The 19,703-nt window shown below is 59.6% G+C and carries 13 protein-coding genes; 1 reads left to right on the forward strand and 12 read right to left on the reverse strand.

The features are described 5' to 3' along the window. Positions 1 to 325: 325 nt before the first annotated feature. From R3C19_20105 to R3C19_20150, 10 genes are all read right to left on the reverse strand, one after another. Entirely contained in the window at positions 326 to 1,372 is a 1,047-nt protein-coding gene (locus tag R3C19_20105) for a TIGR03032 family protein (protein ID MEZ6062654.1), read from the reverse strand. 205 nt (positions 1,373 to 1,577) lie between these two features. Continuing rightward, complete coding sequence (gene larA, locus R3C19_20110; GenBank protein ID MEZ6062655.1) at positions 1,578 to 2,873, reverse strand: nickel-dependent lactate racemase; 1,296 nt, start codon at positions 2,871 to 2,873, stop codon at positions 1,578 to 1,580. 15 nt (positions 2,874 to 2,888) lie between these two features. Then, a complete protein-coding gene (locus R3C19_20115) occupies positions 2,889 to 3,995 on the reverse strand; it encodes a hypothetical protein (GenBank protein MEZ6062656.1) in 1,107 nt (368 codons plus the stop codon). Continuing rightward, complete coding sequence (locus R3C19_20120) at positions 3,979 to 4,923, reverse strand: DUF3179 domain-containing (seleno)protein (protein MEZ6062657.1); 945 nt, start codon at positions 4,921 to 4,923, stop codon at positions 3,979 to 3,981. The genes R3C19_20115 and R3C19_20120 overlap by 17 nt, the downstream gene beginning before the upstream one ends. Before the next feature lie 344 nt (positions 4,924 to 5,267). Then, positions 5,268 to 6,425: a serine hydrolase domain-containing protein gene (locus tag R3C19_20125; protein MEZ6062658.1), complete on the reverse strand. Its 1,158-nt coding sequence runs from the start codon at positions 6,423 to 6,425 to the stop codon at positions 5,268 to 5,270. A 66-nt stretch (positions 6,426 to 6,491) separates the two neighbouring features. After that, entirely contained in the window at positions 6,492 to 7,649 is a 1,158-nt protein-coding gene (locus R3C19_20130; GenBank protein ID MEZ6062659.1) for a glycosyltransferase family 4 protein, read from the reverse strand. Then, positions 7,646 to 10,102 (reverse strand): DUF4159 domain-containing protein, encoded by a 2,457-nt coding sequence (locus R3C19_20135; GenBank protein MEZ6062660.1) that lies wholly within the window; start codon positions 10,100 to 10,102, stop codon positions 7,646 to 7,648. The genes R3C19_20130 and R3C19_20135 overlap by 4 nt, the downstream gene beginning before the upstream one ends. Positions 10,103 to 11,014: 912 nt before the next feature. Further along, positions 11,015 to 12,532, reverse strand: coding sequence for an HTTM domain-containing protein (locus R3C19_20140; GenBank protein ID MEZ6062661.1), 1,518 nt, complete (start codon positions 12,530 to 12,532; stop codon positions 11,015 to 11,017). Between the two features lie 29 nt (positions 12,533 to 12,561). Continuing rightward, positions 12,562 to 13,221, reverse strand: coding sequence for a hypothetical protein (locus tag R3C19_20145; GenBank protein ID MEZ6062662.1), 660 nt, complete (start codon positions 13,219 to 13,221; stop codon positions 12,562 to 12,564). 332 nt (positions 13,222 to 13,553) lie between these two features. Continuing rightward, positions 13,554 to 14,465, reverse strand: coding sequence for a DUF1559 domain-containing protein (locus R3C19_20150; GenBank protein MEZ6062663.1), 912 nt, complete (start codon positions 14,463 to 14,465; stop codon positions 13,554 to 13,556). 203 nt (positions 14,466 to 14,668) lie between these two features. On the opposite strand from R3C19_20150, the gene hemP reads away from it, so the two are divergent. Then, positions 14,669 to 14,905, forward strand: a complete 237-nt coding sequence (gene hemP, locus R3C19_20155; GenBank protein MEZ6062664.1) for a hemin uptake protein HemP — start codon at positions 14,669 to 14,671, stop codon at positions 14,903 to 14,905. Between the two features lie 226 nt (positions 14,906 to 15,131). Here hemP and R3C19_20160 read toward each other — a convergent pair whose 3' ends face one another. Together R3C19_20160 and R3C19_20165 are read right to left on the reverse strand one after the other, a co-directional pair. Continuing rightward, positions 15,132 to 16,214 (reverse strand): retropepsin-like aspartic protease, encoded by a 1,083-nt coding sequence (locus R3C19_20160; protein MEZ6062665.1) that lies wholly within the window; start codon positions 16,212 to 16,214, stop codon positions 15,132 to 15,134. Positions 16,215 to 16,467: 253 nt separating this feature from the next. Then, on the reverse strand, positions 16,468 to 19,224 hold the full coding sequence (locus R3C19_20165) for a bifunctional serine/threonine-protein kinase/formylglycine-generating enzyme family protein (GenBank protein ID MEZ6062666.1): 2,757 nt from the start codon (positions 19,222 to 19,224) through the stop codon (positions 16,468 to 16,470). Between the last annotated feature and the right edge of the window lie 479 nt (positions 19,225 to 19,703).

Here is a 19,703-nt window from a genome sequence, read left to right on the forward strand (position 1 = left end):
CGATCAAACGAGGGGAGGGCGTCCGCGCAACGGGAGTTGCCCGTGCATGGCCCTCCCCGCGATCGAACGCCTGAACGGCATTCGATCGGCGACCCTCCCGTTTCAACGGGAGGGTGAAGCTATTGTCGCTGTGCGTTGGTAAGTTCTCATCTGCCAATCGCCGTACGGTCGCGAGCCTGCATGCCTCGTTTTTCCCCGCCCGCGGCATAAATTCTCATCTGCCGATCGCCAAAGACATCAGACAGCGCGACATGCGCGACGTCAAACCCGGTCGCGGCGACTGCCCATGTCCCTCCGCGAACTCGGGATTTCGCCGGGTCGCCTTCTACAGCGGCTGCGGATCATCGACTCGCAGCGTCCGGCGGATTTCGTCCGTCTTGAATCCCAGCGCCTTTGGCCGACGAATTTCCGGCAGGACAACCACGTCGTAGAGTTCTTCGACGATCCCGTCGATCCGGAGCCAGTGAACGCTGTCGCCGGTCCTGAGGTCGATGATCTGCAGGCCGCAGCGAGGTTCGGCCTGGCGCGACGCCAGATTGTCATCCAGCGGAAGGTCGCTGAACGTGCGGTTCTGACGCTGCTTTGAAAGACCAACCACCGCGTAGTCACCGATGAAACTCAGTCCCCGCATATAACCCGGACAGAACGTGACTTCTTCGAAGCGGCCGTTGACGGGATCAACGGTTCCCAGGAACCCCGTACCGGAATTCAGCAGCCACAACCGGTCTCGGTACCATCGAGGCGAATGCGGCATCGCCAGTCCCGTTGCGATGACCTCGTCCGCTTCAACATCGATGACGCAGCCCGAATCCCTTCGGCGATCACGCCAGCCGTCCGCGACGTCCGACTGGCTGACAGCCGTGACGTATTTCGGCCGACCATCCTTCATCGCCATTCCGTTCAGATGACAGCGATCCTCCGCGGCAAGACGGCTGATGAACGGTGGTTTCCAAAGCGGCGCAAAACTGTGAGTGTCGCTGGTTGTCGCAAGGCAGCAGAACAGCGTGTTCACAAAGATGACTCGCCCGCTGCAATCGACGGACACATCGTGAATGTCCAGATCGCCCGTCGTATATCCGACCTGAGGCACATACAGCCGGTCGTAGCCGTCCGCGTCGTGTCCGGCCGGAATCACGTTTTCAAAACGCCAAAGCTGGTACAGCGACGTCATCCACATCGTCTGGCCGTTGCTCCACAGCCCCATGCAGCGGTTGAATGTTCGCTCGAATACCGAAAGCCGTCCATTTGGCTGCAGTCCGACCAGAAACAGCTTGCCGGACTGATATGTTGTGAATGCAAAGCTGACGAAGTGTTCAAGCATCCATTCCGGAAGCTGACGGGATCCCGTCAGTTCCAAGCGCGGTTCTGTCACTGCAGTTTCCGAAGAGTTCACTCTGGAGTCTTTCGATACGTGTCCCGCGATCGTCGCAGGAATTGCAGATCGCAGGCCATGCAGCATAGTAAACGTGCCGACGCCGGACATGCGACATCGAGCAGCCGCTGAAGTCGTGAATCGAAGCGCCGGACGCTACGCAGGCAAATCCACACTGGTCTGCCGACGTGTTCCCGAAGCAAATTCAGCATTCCGGAACGTGATCGCAAAAAGGCACGACGTACGGACCTTCCGGAATCACGGCCACCGCGTTGTCCGCACCTTGCTCCATGCAATGGCGAATCGTCGAATCCAGTGACTCCGCTCGCTGAACGCCGGTCAGTTCAAATTCGTCGGCGGACAGTCCGTGGCTGTGCAGAAAGACGTTTCCAATCGCCTGCGTCCTGAGCTGCATCTGCGTCTGCCATTCATCGATTTCGGCATGTGATTTCAGCAGCAGCGAATTCAGAAACGCCTGCGGTCCCAGAGCCCGCAGTCGCTTCTGAGCGTTCGTGAATTCCGCCGAGCCCATTCCTTCGGAACAATCCGACACAATTATCAGGCTGCCGCCGGGTTCCAGAATGTCGATCGCCGTCACCATGCCCTTGACCGTTTGATAGTAGGTTCTGTCCAGCGGATAACCGGCGGCACTGGTGATCACCGTGTGGAATCTGCGGCCGACCGGCACTTCGCAATACTTTCGCACATAACTGACCGCTGCCTGGTGACTGGCAATCACTTCACCGAAATTGACGAACGACAGTCTGCGGAATTCATCAATCACTGTGTTGACGGCGAGTGCTCCGCCCAGCAGTCGGACAATTTCCAGTTGTTCTTCGTGCAATGGATTACCTGCGAAGTTACAGCTTGTTGCGGCCGGATCGGCCATGAAGCGAGCACTGTGGAACGTTGTGATCGTTTCCGCGTGAGCCAGGCCGGGAGCGATCACCTTGCGGCCTCCCGAATATCCGGCCATGAAATGCGGTTCGACCAGTCCCGTGGCGATCCGCAGATCGGCTTCGACGAACCGGCGATCCAGCCGAACCACGGTGCCGCGCGTGCGCGTATTGCCGAGATGAACATGCTGAGCATCGTCGCGAGCGAAGTGGTTGACGACCGACACGTTTTCCAGCACCCACGGATCACCGATCAGTTCCTTCAGTTCGTCCCCTTCGTTCGGGCGGTGCAGTCCCGTCGCGATCAGCACCTGGATGCGATCCGGCGAAATGCCGCCTGCGATCAGCGTTTCGATCAGCGGTCTGAGAAACAGATGATTCGGCACCGGCCGAGTAATATCGCAGACGGCAATGCAGGCACTGTTCGCGCCGCGGGCCAGTTCACGCAGCGGCGGCGATTCCACCGGCTGCGCGAAAGCGGCGGCAACAGCATCCGGCGGTGAACTGATAACCGGCATCGGCGGCTTGCGAATGACCGTCACATCAGCGTCATCCGGCAGCGACACCGGGACCGAGCCGCGCCCGCATCGAAGTTCGATCTGCATAGTCCTTCGCCGAGTTCAGCGCCACTTCAGAAGACGCGGTTCCCAGCTCTGCTCAATGCGCGAATACGCGACGACAAAGCCGGAGACACCGGAATCAGTCGCTACCGCAATCTGAGCGGCGATGTCGTCGTCGTCGACACCCCAGCCCTGAACCACCGTGACCAGTCGCGCGGCTTCCACTCCGCGGGCTCCCTCACGGCGCGGCATGGTTTCGAAGAATTCGACAGCCTGCCGAATCCACTCGGCCTTTCCGCCGTAGACTTTTGAATCGCGCTGAAATTCCCGGTACGCCGCCAGCACTCCCACGCGACGACTGACCCTGGCAACTGGCACAAGCTGTTCGGTCCACGCTTTCCAGCAGATGCCGTTGAAGCAGCCGACTCCCGCGCAAAGCCCGTCGGCCGCACCATCGTGTTCTTCGCACTCGGTGGCCCAGACGGGAATGACCGCGCATTCCGGCAGCGAATCCTGCACCGCTTTGACAAACAGCGCCGCGGCGTCCGGACCGAGCGCTGTTGTCGTTCGTTTCCTGCCATAGTCGCTCGTCCAGCGGCACAGTGGATGTCCGCAGCCGCACGCCGACGGCGCTCCCTGCAGGTCGTTGAGGAAAACTCCCTTCGCGTCGGTTCGCTTCGAAAGCAGTGCCGTCACGCGCTGAAGCTGGCCATCAAAAGTTTCACGCGAAAGTATGGGAACCCACGGATAGACCTTGATGACTTCGTCGTCGCCCGCGGCGGGAGCATCCGGAAACAGCCGCCGCCATTCCTCATGAGTCTGCAGGCTTGCCATCCACTTCGGTTGAGCGTTCGCCAATTCCGGGCAACGCGCGACTTCGATCCAGTAATAGAGTTCCAGACCCGCGGCGGCGATGCGTTCGACGGCTTTCTGTTCGGCAGGCGTGACGTTTCCGGCTGCTTCCGGAAGCGATAACACGATGCCGGTTGTGCCGCCGGCTTTCAGCGTCTGAATCCGTTTCTCAGTTGCGTCATCAATCGACAGCAGCGCCCCGCGCAGGCCATCGGTGACGTGAATTTCCGCGGGATCATCGGCCAGGGCCGCGGAACCGGCGCACGCCGCCGCCAGGATCAGCACACGCAACAGGCAATCATTCCGAGTCGACATGAAGCTTAGTCTCCGGGTATTCGGCCGACCAGGCGAACCAGCGGCACTGAATGCTGCTCACCCATTTCAGTTCTTTTCCCCGCAGAGGTCCGTCGATTCCGCGTCCGGCGATCGACCACCGCGTTCCCGTTTCTCTGTCCTTGAAGGGCGCCGATTCCGGAGAAATCTCGTCGGCGTAAAACGTCAGCGTCTGGTCATCCACCCGTCGATCGAACGCCACGGCGGTTGCCGTTGGCTGATACCAGAACACGGCAACCTGCTGGTCGTCCTCTTCGTCCACGATGCATGCACGTTCAGGAAGCTCGTCCAGCGAATACGCCTTCTGACCGGAATCAAACTCGATTCCCAGCACCATCGCTTCGGCAGGAAGCCGCTGGTCGGCGTCATCGAGAGCGGCCTTCGCGACCGGGCCAACTTCCATCGGCAGCGCCACGGATTTGTACGTGTCGCCATCGAACAGGTCATACGTTGTTGATTCCGGATGCAGCATCATCCAGTAGTTCCAGTCCGTAACCAGACTGGGAATCCGCTGCAGGCGTTCTCCCTTCCGGGGCCCGGAAAATGCCATGCCCGTCAGTGCCGACCACAGTGTTCCGTCTTCTCCCTGAACAATCATGACACCGTTTCGCCGGCCGTACATGCGGTATCCGTAGGCTTTCTCGTACGCCGCCACGAAGTTGCTGTCCGGGTCGTAGAAGAACAGGCCATAGGTGTCGTTCACGACTCGCGGTCCGGCCAGAAAGTAGCGAATCGGAAAAGCGCCGCCGTTGTGGCTGGCTCGCAGCCACGCAATCACGCGATCGTCGCCGCGGATGAGAGCCTTGCGGTTTTGAGTCGAACAATACGAACACGGCGGTTCCGTGATGGGCTTCGCCGTTTCGCGGGGAATCGCGGGCTCATCGTCCGCACGCGTGCATCGAGGCAGCACTATGCAGGAAATCAACACGTGACGACCGACAACACGCCGCGGAAGAGAGGCCCGGGGTGTCCAGGACTTTACGGCAATCCGGTATCATGACCTGGCGTTTCCGAAATTCGAGGACAGACAGGGTTGTCGACTACCGCAATGATATCGCAGGTAAGACGCTCCGGCCACGCCATGCAATCGTCCCGCGTTCGCCGGAGTCCATCATTCGCAAAGCGTCGCCGCCGGATTAAAAGCTGCGGATTCGAAGGTCTGCCGAAGTGTGCTGGAAGCGTTGCTGCACGAATCGAACACGAACGCATTCTGCATGACCATGTAACGTGATTTCGGTCGAGCCCTGTCGACGTCTACTGCCCTTCTTTCCGAACCACCGGCAGCACCTTCACGATTGATTCCGCAAGGTCGAAGAATGCCGGCTGCGCGTCGGCAAGGTTGCCGTCGTTGGTCACAACAACGATTACGGCATCGCGCGAAGGCACCAGCATCAGTAGTGTGTACCACATCGTGTTCGAGCCGTTGTGCCAGATCAGTCGCCCGTCGGCCCAGTCTCGCTGCCAGATGACCCAGCCGTAGCCGTAGTCGCCGGCAGCCGGTGTATGCAGCTTCACGAAAGTATCCGCCTTCAGCATGCCGTCCGGTGTGGTCTCGCCATGCAGGTGCTGCCAGCCGTAGGCCGCGAGATCCTTCATGGTCATATGGATGATTCCTGCCGGTCCGATGATCGGAGAATTGTCCGCCCCGCCTTTCGGGTCGGCGGGAACGCGGACGAACAGCGATCGCCGATGTCCCCACGGCTGATCGAGTTCATTCTCGCCGACCGGCGGACCGAAGCCCGCTGATGTCAGTTTCAGGGGAACAAACAGTTCACGTTCCATCAGCGTTTCCCATGGCACACCGGCCTTTTCCGCGGCGATGAATCCGGCAAGCGTGTAGCCGATGTTGGAATAGGAATGCCTGTCACCGGGCGGTGATCGCGCTGGTTCCGCCAGGACCGCCACCAGTTCCTGACGACGCGTTTCGTGAAGTGACGACCGTGATTCAGGCCGCAGAAACTGCACACGAACCGGAAAGTTTGCCGGAAGCCCGGCAGTGTGGGTCAGCAGATGATGCAGGTGGACGTCATTCCAGCTCGAGTCGAAGTCTGCCGACATTTCGGGAAGCAGTGCCGGCAGAGTCGCGTCCCAGGCCAGTTCGCCTCGTTCGACGAGTTTGGCGATCACCGTGGCGGTCATCGATTTGGTGACCGATCCGATGTGCCAGCGGTCGTCTACGGTGACGGGTACGTCGGACCCCTGCCGCCGCTCACCGACAGCCGCCTCCGCGATGACCTGGCCATCAACCATTACCGTCGCGCCGATTGCTGTCAGACTCGCAGATTTCCTGATCGCCTGAATCTGTTCACTCAGCGTCGGGGAGTCGATCGATGTGACTTGTCCCTGAACCGGCATGGCGGTGGCAGGCAGCAGCGCGAACGCCGCGGCGCACAAAGCGAGGTTTTTCATCATGCGACCTTCCGGATCTGCAACCTCAAGTCGCAGACATTTGCGGGCAAGCGGATCGTCCCGCAGCGATCACGCACCGTCCAGAACCTTCCGATACACTTCGCGGATTTGTTTGGTCATGGATTCGTGGCGAAACCGTTCGGTGAACCGGTCGCGGCCGGTCGTTCCGAAGCGTGCTCGCAGTTCCTGGTCCAGGCACAATCGGTTGACGGCCTGAGCAAGTTCGCTGACCGATCTCGGTGGAACCAGCAGTCCGGTGACTTCGTCTATGCAGACTTCGGATGCTCCATCGATGTCAAAGCTGACAACCGGCTTGCCCGCGATCAGCGCCTGCGGCAGAACTCGCGCCAGCCCTTCCCAGACACTTGTGTGAACGACGACGTCCATCGCGTGCAGATAGTCGGTCACCCTTTCCGGAGGAACCAGGCCGGCAAACACGAAATGCCGCGTCAGTCCAAGTTCGGCGATGCGCTGAACGAACTGGTCGTACAGGATGCCGTCACCGAGCAACAGGAACTTCACGCGGGGAACTTTCGCGACGATCGCCGGAGCTGCTTCGATCAGGTATTCGTGCCCCTTCAGATTGAACAGCCTGGCGATTTTTCCGACGACGATTTCATCGGGACTGATGCCCAGTTCGGCCCGCACCTCCGCCCGGCTGCGCGACGGCTGAGCAAACTGTTCCACTTCCATGCCGCTGTAGATCGTCGTGAACTTTTGGGCCGTTCCGATTCCCGCCGCCAGATACTGCTGCGACATGGCGTCGCACACGCTGATGAAATGTCGGCACCATTTGTCGGCGAAGCGTTCGGCAATCCGGTAGCTGTGATGCAGCAGCGCCGGCTGCCCGAAGTGAAACGAGGCTCCGTGAATGGTGTGAACCGCGGGAATCCCCAGAGCATACGCCGCGCGCCGACCCAAAATTCCGCCCTTGGAACTGTGAGTGTGGACGATGTCCGGCCGGTAGTCCCGCAGCATTCGCTTCAGAGCGAAATAGCAGCCGATATCCCGCCACGGATGCAGACTGCGCTGCAGTTCGGGAAGCGTTCTGATGTCGAGTCCGCGGTCATGTGCCCGCTGTTCCAGCGACCCTTCCGGACCAAGGCCCGGCCCCGTGATCAGGCACACGTCGTCGCCGTGAATGTGGTGCTGGTCGTCGACGTTGTACAGCGTGTTTTCCTGAGCACCACCGATGATCAGCCGCGTAATAATGTGAGCGACTCTCACTCCGCCAGCCACTCCGTCGCGCTCACGTTCTGCAGCATCGAATACAGCACAATGTTGATTCCCAGCCGAAGGGCATCTTCTTCCAGATAGCCGTCACAGGCCAGCGACGCCTGATTTTCCAGAGCGCAACTGATGTCGTAGGGACTGTAGATGACCACGTAGCGGCCTTCAATTTTAACGCCGTAAAGCAGCGGCGGCCCGACAACTGTCTGAGTCTTCATCGAGGCATTTCCCTGACCGGGAACCTGTTTTCGTCGCTTGACGTCTTCGATCTTGAAACCAGTGGTCTCAGCGTAGAGTTCATGGTCGGCGGGAATCAGTTCCAGCGGGTTGTCGGGATACATCTGCTGCATCAGGTCACGGAAGCTCTGATCAAATCGCGGCGAACCACAGCAGGCGTCCGCGAACAGCATCGTGCCGCGGCTCAGATAGTCGCGCAGAGCGTCGCGTTCCTGCGCGGCAAGCTGAAAGCGATAACGGCCGTGCATATAGGCAATGGGAAACCGCGTCAGTTCGGGCAGAGTAATGGGAATCGCCTGACGCTCGGGCGACACGGCGATACCATCGATCTCACTCAGACCTCTCAGCAGATTTGTCAGCGCTTTCGGGGCGGTATCCCAGCCGCCGTCGTGCCGCAGTTGAGCGATCTCCAGCAGTCCCCGCTTGACGCGCATTTCGGCGTCGTCTTTTCGCACCATGGCTTCGTTCAGCTTCTCCGGCGGTTCGCGACCGGTGGCATAGGCCAGTACGTTCACTCCGACTCGAGTACTTCGAATAATTGCCGTCGTCAGATCCTGCTTGCGGTCTCTGGGATCGTGCTTCATCCATTTCTGCCACAGACAGGCGTGGTCTTCGGGAGCGTAAACGATTGCCGTGCGGCAGCCGAAATCGACTCCGTGCAGCTCGATTGAATCGGCGTTCAACGGATGTTCGCTGCGGAAGATCGGATGATCGGGCTGCAGCCGCTGCAGTGAGGCTTCACCGAGAGGAAACATTCGTTCGACGATCTCGCGAAAGCCGGCATCGAAAGTTCCGCCTTCGCAATTCGCCACGGCGAAGATAAAGCCGCCTTCGTCGACGTAGTCACGCAGCCAGCGAATGTGCTGATCGGTCAGTTGCGGCGCGTCTTTTCCGGAAATATACAGCACGGGAGCCTGGTTCATGTCCAGCACAGCGCTGTCATCCGTCAGCCGAGACAGCGACAACACCTGACTGGTCAGTCGGGGAGGCCAGCCTTCACTTTGGTCGATCAGTTCAATCAAATTCGGGATGTCCAGCGGATGGCGGTTCCACGGACCATGAACGTCCTGTTCCAGTCCCGTTGAGGAATAATCCAGCTTGTTCACGACGACTCGCGAAAGTCCCTTTGACAGAAACAGCATCGCATACGACGTCGGCATTGTCAGATCCCACTTCGCTCCGTTGCGGCTGACCCAGCTTCCGTCGGCCTGCTGTACTCCGTTGCTGACCAGATAGCGGGCTCCCATTCGGTACCAGTCGTGCTGTCCGAAGAACCGCACGCTGCTGAGTCGCCCGGCGCGTTCCAGGCCATAGAGATAGTAGTAATGCCAGTTAGGCGAACCGGGGTTCTTGAAAACGTCGAAGTAGGTCGCCATCCAGCGGCGGCCTTTTTGAAACGCGTCAGAAACCGGATGCTCGGCACAACAGTCGGGACGTCCGTTGGCCCCGACATCAGAATCGTCGGCCAGCATCCGTGTCGTAATCGCCAGCGTCGACAGCCCGGCTACGGTCATGCTGCCCCGGGCGGCGTCTTCGGGATGATAGCCCCATCCTCCGTCCGGCCTCTGCAACCGCTGCCAGTGTTCGTGCGTCCGCTGCCAGACAGACCGGTCAATCGGAACTCCCGCGTAGGCCGCATCGCGAAGTGCCAGAACGGCAAACTGACCGTTGCTGCGGTCTTCTCCGTTGCTGCCGGGAGATCCGCCAAGCCGAGCCAGCCGATACCCCCACAGACCGCTGTTCTGCCCCTGCTGACACTGCGTTTCGATCAAAGCGGTTGCCAGGTTGTTGATCCGCAAACCGTCGCGCTGCGGATCTTCAGCGGCACACAGAGCCATGATCATCAGCGATGTTTCATACACCGAACGTTTATCGTTCGCCTTCAGGTGCGCTTCGCCGTGGTTGCGAAGATAGTTCAATCCTCCCTGAACTTCGTCCGACGTCACAGGGACGTCGCTGTTGATCAAGGCCATCACCGCCAGCGACGTCAGTCCGACATGATGCTCGCCATACTCTTCGTCGATCCGGCCCCACGAACCGTCCCCATTCTGCCGCCGGCGCAGATAGTCCGTTCCGTTCCGAAGAGCCTTGTGGACGCGGTCCCGAAGTTGCAGGTCGGTCAGAGATTCAGCGCGAAACTGAGCGTCCGCCGACGTGGTCAACCCGATGGAAACCATCCATGCCGACAGGAACATGAGCACGATTTGTCTCATCAGGACGATGCTCCTTCACACACGAACGTCAGGGCAATCGGCAACACGCGGGACCGCACGGGCCGGCTTCCGGAGGCGGACACCCATTCGCCAGAGGCAGCGCCGACGAACTGCCGACGCGACCTGTCGACACGCTCATCAGCTTTTCCAGCTTCTTCGAAGAACATGCGGGGCACACCGGCTTTTCTCCGTTGCGGACCAGAAGTTCGACTTCCCGGTGGCAATCTTCACAGAAATACTCAAACAGCGGCATTAGGTCACCTGCTTCTCAATCTTCTTGATCGATTATGGAATATACGAGATTTGTTCATTTGCTCCGAGACGCACTTCCGCCTGATGTCGCCGAATGACCGTCGGCTGCGACAGACGAGCCGGGCCACATCGCGACTTGACAACCGGCTCACGCGGAACCAACTGGTCGCGCACAACATGTACCGGAACTCGCTCAGCCGGCACCGATCAGCAGAATACTGAGACGAACGGAACCGCGACAAACTCCGAATCCTTCGCGGCCATATCAAAGCGACAGCGGATGCGACAACGAGCGCCCGGTGGGACACCATTGTTCCATCGGCAAAGCGAATAATACCGCCAACCGCCGACACAGGCGAGTCGTCACCGTTCGCCACTGCTGGCGACCGCCGCGCCGAAATTGCTGCGTTGTCCAAGCGCCCTGCAGGAGAAAACAGCACGGCAACCGCGATTCGTCAGCCAAACGCTGACGGACCGCTCGGGCGCGACGTTCGGAACGGCGCGGCACGCGCAGAAGCGCCGTAAATGGGAGCGAGAGGCTCCTGTCGAGCCGCCGCCGCGTCGGGCGACCTCGGACACAGCGATTCTGCAGGAGCAACGAAATGCCGACCGTGGTCACGGTCGCACGTCGGCATTCGTCAAACGGTGCATGACTGACGATTAGTTCGTCAGGTAACCGGACAGGGCATCGGCAGGCTGTTCACCGTTACCTTTCAGGTGGAACCTGCGGCGATAGATTTCCTGCCCGGAACTGCGAAGGACGAACTCGTATTCGCCCGGGACCAGCCTGCTTCCGAGCAGATACGGGAAGTTGACGCGGTACATGTCGCGCGTCGCGAACTGACCAAGTTGTTCGATCGTGCGTTTTTCCGTGTCCTGCAGAATACATTCCACCCACATATCTTCATGGGGAGGATTCAGCGTACACTGAGCAAAGACCTGTTCACCGTATTCGAATTCGTGACGTCGATTTGCCAACTGACCACCAATGGTAAAGCTGCCGAGTTCAAAGGAAAAGAACTTGTCCTTTTCGCGCAGCGGCAGTTCGTTGGTGGTTTTTGCCAGCGCTTCGCTGGTGGACATTTTTTCCAGCGGCATCAGTCCTTCCGGACGCCGCTGGCCATAAAGATCCGCTCGATATTCCACTTCCGTTGCCGTCACAGCCGTTGCACACACAAGCAGAATCCATGTGGCCGCTGCGGGCAGTGGTGCCGGCAGCCGATCGAAAAGCTGATTCAGTCTTAGCTGGAAACCGTTCCGAACGGGCTTCAGGAAGGACAGCCTTCGTGCCTGAGCCCGCAGCCAGATCACGTCGCGCTCATTGATGAACGACAGGTAACCGCTGATACAGATTGCAGGAAAAATCCGCAGCCCGAGCAGAAGGAAGGTGAAAAAGTGGAACGTCGCACCGATCCCCAACACGAAAAAGCGGCTGCGACCACGCCACACCAGAAACACAAAAACAATCTCCCAGACGACCGTGATATAGGCGCTGACAAGGAGCAGGGGTGTCCACATCGCCATTACCTCGCCGATGGGATTGTCATAGTTCAAGTTGCTCAGCATCCAGTAACGCATTTGTTCGCCGCTGAAGAATGCATCCGTTTGAATCTTCGTGATTCCTGCACCAAAATACATGAAGGCAAACACGATCTGCATCATTCTCGCCGGCCAGACGGGAAACCGCGGCGGCACAATATCTGCCATTGCTCCCTGGCGACGTCGTTTCAGAAACGCGTCGATCGACCAGATGGCTCCCGCGTTGGACAATGTCAGCATCAGCAGCAGATGAGTCGACAGGACGGAATACTTTGTAAACGTGCCAATCGTGTCCAGGAAATTAAAATAAGCATACAGCACCGTCCCGATGGCTAGTGAAATTCGAGTTCTCCAGCCGACGATTCCACACACCAGGCACGCAACCATGACGGCGAACAGGGCAACGGCTATCGCCGGCGGAGCCAGCGGCATCCACTGTCCGACTCCGAAACTCTCGGACAACTGCACGCTGGTTCCTTCAGTGGAATACAATTCCCGCACTCGCGGAAACCGCTGCAGCATCGGAGTCAGTGCAGCGGCTGGAAGAAAGATTCGGGCCAGCGCCGCGCCATAGGGAATCTCTTCCGCGAAGAAAAACTGTCGGATACGGGCAGAAAAAGCAGCAGACTCGGATTTCATGGCGTTCGTCCCTGAACATGAAGGCGTAGTCAGTTTGTCGAAACGGGTCCGGCGGTGAAGCTTCCGAGTGCCCCGGAGCTCGCTCCCGCAGTGACAGGTGTAAACAATGTGCTGTACGTCGACTGTGCCTGCTGGATCTCATTCCGCAGGCGCGGGTTGTCTGCGACGGAATTCAGCGCCTGTTGTGTCATCCAGTTGGGGAAGGCGGATATCTGCTGGCCGGTTTCCGTAAACACTGCCCGAACGTGATAGTAGGGCACACGATCGGGAGGCTGCTGATAGTAGTGATCCCAGAGCCGGGGTGGCATGTTGTACTGCTTTGGCCAAATCTCTTCGGTCACAATCACGCGATCAATGGGTTCGTGAGCCGTGTACTTCAGGATGTTGGCAATCTGCTTTGGCAGCAAAGCGTTATTGACATCATAGTGGATTCGATCCGTGTGCCCGAACGGCTGGAACGCACCCCACGGCTCCGTGACCCTGTAGTATTGGCCACTCGCGCCCTGCGCGATGATGTGAGTGCGGTCATCATAGGCACTCCAGCCGCAGAACATGTCCCAGACCACGTAATAGCTCATCGGATTGCCGCAGATTCCCACCTTCAGCGCGTGGGCGACAATTCCCCAGGACAGCCAGCCGAGATAGCAGGTGATAAACAGGCTGGTGACAGCAAACATCAAACGACTCATCTTCCGCCCTCCATGGCTGGCGATGACAACGGAAAGAGCCGGCAGTCAGGCAGATCAATGACTGACTGCCGATCAGTACGACTGCCGATGTTCACGGAGCCGTCAATACACGGGTACTCGAAATTTGCTCGTTTTTTCAAATTGCGTCAAGATCGATCGAACATTGTCCGCCGTTTAAGAGTGAAACGAGGCAGGCGACTGGCGATCAGTTGGTGGCGACCGCCCGACGGCGGTTCAGAACTCGCCCGTCACGTGCCCGTCATTTCGCTGGCCCAGATGCCGCCAAAGCGTCAGATCGATGTTCTCGCTGACGCTTCGGGCCGAGCCGTCCATCAGCAGAGACTGGACCGCTCCGACGTGCCAGCTTCGGATGTCACCGCGGCAAACGTTGGACCGCTGCAGCCGGCATCTTCGCGGCAGGAGGTAAAGTCACCCTCGTTCGGCCGGTTCCCGCCCGGCACCGTCATCTTTGCATTCGGGCCAAGCGTGACAGTGAACCCCGTCTGATGAACTCTGCCGTCGACCCATTCCGTGTGGCCGCTGTCGGCCTTGCTGCTTCCTCCGGCGGCGACCAGTGATTCGACATCCGTGGCGGTCGTCGGAATCGCCGCCGTGCCGGTGTCGCCATCGCGGTTATAGGCCGTGAAGGCCTTGACCTCGGAAAAGCAAAGCGTGTTACTCATTCCATCCGTGAAATCGGCCGGCCGAAATCGCGAATTGGGCGCGAACGCGCCATCGCCCTGCTGGTGAGTGGCGTTCGTCCAGACACGCCAGGTTCCGCCGTTGAAGCCGTACGTCAGCGGATAGTGAACCTTTTGACCGGAGCTACTATCCGTGCGAGCGCGATCGTTGGGTTCCGACGGGCACAGGTACGCGGCGATTCGCTGTGTCGCGATATTGCCGTTGGCAGGGTGCTGGTACGGAAGCTCCAGACTTGCCGCGCTGTAAAGGTTTGCCTGCTCCAGATATGGCAGGATTCGCGCCTGGACGGACCACTCGCCGCCGGTCGTGTTCAGCGTTGAAATGTCGGACACGAACGACGGAGGAAACGCGCTGTGCACGTCCAGGTAGTTGTGCAATGCCAGCCCGATCTGTTTCAGGTTGTTCTTGCACTGAATGCGCCGAGCTGCCTCGCGAGCTTGCTGCACAGCGGGCAGCAGGAGCGAAATCAGGATCGCGATAATGGCGATCACCACCAGAAGTTCGATCAGTGTAAAGCCACGCTTGAGAGATTTCCGAGCCACGATGGAAAGCCTTTCTGTCTGGCGTCGAGCGCACGGGCTGACGCGGAAAGATGCTGGCTTGCTCCAAACGGGCTGGCTGGCGAAAAGTAGAGATTTGGTAACAGACTGCACCGCGATGTATTGCGACTGAGTCTCAATATCACTATCGTAGCGGCGTTGTTCCCGAATGCAATTCCGCGAACGAAGACTTCCCGGACACGGGAATGACTGCCGCAACGTTCCTCCAGGAAGACTCTTACATCGAATGCACGTCTATGACGCCGGATCCGCGTAGCCAGGAATTGCACTCGACCGGTCAACGACCGGACAAACCGGAATCGCAGGAAATCGTCCTGTCAGAAGACCTGCTGCGCGGCCGGAATCAGGTGCTGATCCGGCACGGGAACGATGTCTACCGACTGTTTCGCACGAAAAACAACAAGCTGGTGCTGCAGAAGTAGCCCGCGCGGACGTCGGGGGCACATGTTTCTGCCGGACGCTCGGCGGATTGGAAGTCAGCAACCGGTGACGGATCGCAATCGCGATTTGCGGCGGCGCTGCTGAACCCGATTTCGTGCGGATCAGACCCGGCGATACGTGTTACCGAAGTCGCAGTGCCCGTCGCGGCGAACGGTACGGACATGTTGAACGCAGACCGCGCGGATGTCGGTGCGGGGCGGAATCGCGTTACCGGCGCCGGTCCTTGTCGGACGAAGTGCCTTCTTCGATGTGCGTCAGTGTCAGCGTGCGTTCGGCGGAATTGATGCGGAACTCGAAGTTCTTCAGGAAGCTCATCCCCAGCAGCGGATCGGCATTGATCGCGTCTCGTCCAAGCACAGCGCAATCGACATCCGGAACTTCGAACTGACCGACTCGCACCGTCTTCAGCTTTACTCGTGTTCCCGTGATCTGGCTTCCGTCCGCCAAAACCAGTGTGATGGGCGGGTCGCCCGGTCCGGGGACGACATTCAGTTTCGCGGCCGCATCGGCGGGGAGCGTGATGATGCTGGCGCCGGAGTCGATCACCATCTCGATCGCGTCCTCTCCGTTGACGACAACAGACACGCGACCCGTGCCACCGGGGTCGGCTCGAATGGCGATGTCCTCCGACAGCACCATCGCTTCCAGATCTTCCAGTTTCTGCAGCGCCTGCGAGAATGCTCGCGACGGCTTGTCGAGCGTGTATTCCCTGTCGTCGGCGGAGTTGAGTTCCCGAACAGCCGCCTGAGCGGCTTCATTCTGAGCGGCCTTCTGACGTTTTTCTTCAACGGCATTCGCGAGGGCGCGAGTTTCCAGGACGTATTGAATGAAGTCCTCCTGAGCCTGGTTGGCGGCGGCCCGGATCTGTTCAATCTCCTTCCTTCCCGCCTGAAGCTGCTGCTGGCGAAGTTTGATGCTGCCGACGTTTGCGTTGTTGGCGCCGACCAGTTGATTGTAAAGCGCCGCGTTGCTGTTTGGATCGGTGTTGGTCAGTTGAGCGTTGATCTGGATGTTGGCCGCCGTCAGTGCCGCCAGATTCTGTTCCATCTCCAGGATCTGCAGTTCGGCAATCGCCAGTTTCTTTGCCGCTTCGTGCATGGCGCGTTTGACCTTTGCGGCCTTCGCGACCTGCGACCGGAACTCGCCTTCGTCCTCCATGGTCAGCGTGCTGCCGAGCACCCGGACACCGTGTTCCTTCAGCACGGTTTTCGGATCATCAAGCGTCGTGCCGGCAATCGCGACGACGGATGACGTCAGCAAGTATCCAGACAGCAGGCACAGCATTTTCATGTCAACGGCTCCCGGAGCACGGTTTTCGAAATGCGGTCTTCGAAGGGCTGGACGCGGCAATGGTTGATTGTTTCCCTGTCGCCGAACAAATGCAATCCGTGATATCAATCAACTGCCGCACAGCCGGTGACGTCTTTGCAGCGTTTGCGGACACGCCGCGTATCGAGTGCGTCCGGCGAGCGGCTGGAATACTGATCGAACCGGGACTCCCGTCCTGCGGACGACGAAGTGCGCAGGCTGCGAAGTGCGAGAATCACGGCGGGGAGACGATTGTGCGGGCGACTCGGAAACCGGCACGTTCGTTGGTGAAGCCGACGTCGTAGTGATATCGCGCGGCGGATCGCAGGCCGTTTGCCGGTGTCCAGACGGAGCCGCCGCGAAGTCGTCTGGCACGTTCTCCCGACGGTTTTGTCACCGTATCGTGGATCCATTCGGAGATGTTTCCGAGCATATCGAACAGGCCCAGATCGTTGGGCTTGCGAAGGCCCGGGATCTGGACGATTCCGTGAGCTTCGATGGCGCCAAAAGCGTAGTGCCGAAGCATTGACCGATCGTGCCCGAACGGCTGAGCCGTCAGTGTTCCTGCGCGGCAGGCCATTTCCCATTCGATGTCGGTGGGAAGGCGATAACCGGTCAATTCAAGGGCATTCGACCTGGCTTCCATCCGGCCGTTGCTGTTGTGAATGGAGATGTAGCACCATTGTTCACTGGGAATACCATCCAGTTCGCTGAGACGATTGCAGTGCCAGGCAGCGGCGTCCCACTGGCAGTTATTGTGGGGCAGATCAGGCTGATTCGCGGGTTCTGATTTCCAGTGTTCCGGCCGCAGATCAAAAAACTGTTGCCTGCTGACTTCTTTGGTGGAGATCGCAAACGAATAGGGAATTGTTTCCTGGTGCAGTGTTTCGTCCTGCAGCGGCTTGTTTGTAACGCGGTCCGCTTCGTCGTCCGGCGACCCCATTGTAAACGTCACCGGCCCCGGGATGACGACCATCGTCTGGCCCTGGCTCGTGACGTACCAGCCGCTGTCGCGCGGAATTGATTTGCGCCTAAGGATCGGCAGCAGCGACTGCACTTCGTCCGCGGCGCCCCAGCGACGCAGCAGCCATTCCACGGCCGAATGCAGCGCGGGATCGTTTTCCGACTGGAACCATTCCAGAAGTGCGGGCGTCAGCGTGCCGCGAAGTTCGGCGGGCAGCGTATCGGTGTCGTATTCACCGAGAGCCATCACCAGCGCCGCGCGGACTGACGGAGTCTGCGGTCGGTTCAACTGATCGACGAGTCGCTGCGGATCGACGCCCGCAGCCGCGACCTGATGAATGATGGCCGTTCGAACTGTGGGATCGGCGCTGGCCTGCAGCAGATGACAAACATCCTGCAAATCGGCGGCGTCGGGTGAAGAATCGCGGATGCGACGAACAGCGTCGTCTGTGATGGCAGCGACTACAGTCTCGTCCGCCGCAGGCTGTGTCGCTCTCGGCACGTGGACGTTTGGTGGCTGCGTGCCGTCAGCAACGCCCGAATCGCTGCTTCCGGTGATATGGGGCCGGAAGTGATCCTTCACGGAGTTCCATGCCGCCATCGCAACCAGGACGGCGATCACCGCGACGGCGGCCGGGCGCGCGATCCGGGACCTGAATGACCGTCGCGGGGAATTGACGGTGGCGAACGGTGGATCGATGACTGCCGTCGCAGCCTGACGCCCTGCGACCTGCGGATGCGGGTCCGTTGCGGAAACGTCCTGCAGAGACACGGTGGGAAGTGCCGCAGGCCGCACGCTCCGGGTGGTTTGTTGGCTCGGTGCCAGCAGCGAGGACGATTCTTCCATGCTGAACGAGATGGAAATCGGAGCCCAATCGTCAGCGGAAATCCCGGATCGGGACATCGCGTCGGCAATCAAAACCCGCGGATCGGCACCGTGACAGAACGGAGTCGCTGCGGCGACGATTTCGGCGGGTGTCTGAGTGCGTTCGTCGGCCTCATGTTCCAGCAGGTTTGCCACAACGGCGGCAAGATCCGGCGACACGTCATTGCGAAACTCCAGCAGCGAAGGCGCCGGCTGCGTTGCCAGCGCGGCGATCTTTCGAAACTGAGACTTGTACTTCCTGCCTCCGAACGGCCCGTGTCCCACCATCAGGGCGAACAGCGTGGCTCCCAGACTGTAGATGTCGGTTCGGATGTCGACCGCGTGAGTGTTGTCAGCCTGCTCCGGAGACATGTAGTCGATCGTGCCGAGCAATTGTCCCGTCGCGGTCAGTTCCTTTCCGTCGACGGCAGTCGCGTGCAGCAGTGCCAGACCCAGATCGAGGATCTTGACCTGTCCGGCGACGGTCAGCATCAGATTTCCCGGCTTCAGGTCGCGATGCACCATCCCGTTTTCGAACACGTGCTGCAGTCCGGTGGCTGCCTGGCGAACCAGTTCGCAGGCATCCGGAACCGGCAGCGGGCCTCGTCTGCGCGTGAGCGCGGAGAGATCGATGCCATCGACGAATTCCATGACCATGAAGTGGACACCGTCAATCTCGTCCGCGTCGAATGCCCGGACGATGTGCTTATGGTCAAGACGTGCGACGGCCTGCATTTCCCGATCAAACCGTTTCAACATCTCTTCATTCTGAACGACGGCCGACGACAGGACCTTCAAAGCGACGATACGGTCCAGCCTGACATGCCTGGCTTTCAGCACAACTCCCATTCCGCCGCGGCCGATCACCGACAGCAGCTCGTACTGCCCCAGCCTCTGACCGGGGCTGACCTGATCGGGAATTCGGTGCTGAAACTGCGTCGCCGCTGATCGCTCGGTCGACTTTCCGGAGCCGTCAGACAGCAGAGCCCGCTCGGGCAGTGGCTGCTGTCCGGTGTTCGGCGAGGATGACAACTCACTGACGGCACGAGAACACGAGTCGCATGTGCGAAGGTGCCGGGAAAGCCGTTCCTGTTCGGCCGCGGTGCCTTTGCCTGCGACATACCGCACAAGGTGTTCGGGGCGGGGACAGTCTGACGTGTTCACGGTCGAGCCATTCAATGCAGGTCTATCGATCTGCCGGAAGACCGCAGGTTTATGTTTCGCGGCAGGATCGGGAGGGAATTCGGGCCCGGAGCTGCATTCTAACACGATCGTGCCGAAAAATGTTCGCGAAAAAGCCCCCGCGGCGGATGGGAATCAGTCGGTGCGGCAATTGCGTTCAGATCCGTTTCGCAGCGCGACTTTGCCGGGCAGGCACCGGTTTTCGAAATATCGCGGTCAGCTCCGCTCCTGCATGGCATTGAGCGATGCCGCACTTTTCTTGTGTGCGGATTCTGAAATCCGGCACACTCGCGCGTCACGGCTGCACACTGCCGGACTCGGACATGAGACTGCGGAGAACATCGCGTAAAAATCGGCCGCAGTACAGTGGTCGATCACTTGAAGTATGGGGGGAAATCCTATCTAAAGCCGCCAGTTGACGAGATCGAGGGCCTGTCTATTCAAACTAACCTGCCCTGTTC

This window comes from Planctomycetaceae bacterium (genome assembly GCA_041398785.1).
GTDB lineage: Bacteria > Planctomycetota > Planctomycetia > Planctomycetales > Planctomycetaceae > JAWKUA01.

Excerpts from the sequence above, each read along its gene's own strand:
- larA (MEZ6062655.1), bottom strand. The coding sequence starts at position 2,873 with ATGCAGATCGAACTTCGATGCGGGCGCGGCTCGGTCCCGGTGTCGCTG.
- R3C19_20115 (MEZ6062656.1), bottom strand. The coding sequence starts at position 3,995 with ATGTCGACTCGGAATGATTGCCTGTTGCGTGTGCTGATCCTGGCGGCG.
- R3C19_20125 (MEZ6062658.1), bottom strand. The coding sequence starts at position 6,425 with ATGATGAAAAACCTCGCTTTGTGCGCCGCGGCGTTCGCGCTGCTGCCT.
- R3C19_20135 (MEZ6062660.1), bottom strand. The coding sequence starts at position 10,102 with ATGAGACAAATCGTGCTCATGTTCCTGTCGGCATGGATGGTTTCCATC.
- R3C19_20140 (MEZ6062661.1), bottom strand. The coding sequence starts at position 12,532 with ATGAAATCCGAGTCTGCTGCTTTTTCTGCCCGTATCCGACAGTTTTTC.
- R3C19_20145 (MEZ6062662.1), bottom strand. The coding sequence starts at position 13,221 with ATGAGTCGTTTGATGTTTGCTGTCACCAGCCTGTTTATCACCTGCTAT.
- hemP (MEZ6062664.1), top strand. The coding sequence starts at position 14,669 with ATGACTGCCGCAACGTTCCTCCAGGAAGACTCTTACATCGAATGCACG.
- R3C19_20160 (MEZ6062665.1), bottom strand. The coding sequence starts at position 16,214 with ATGAAAATGCTGTGCCTGCTGTCTGGATACTTGCTGACGTCATCCGTC.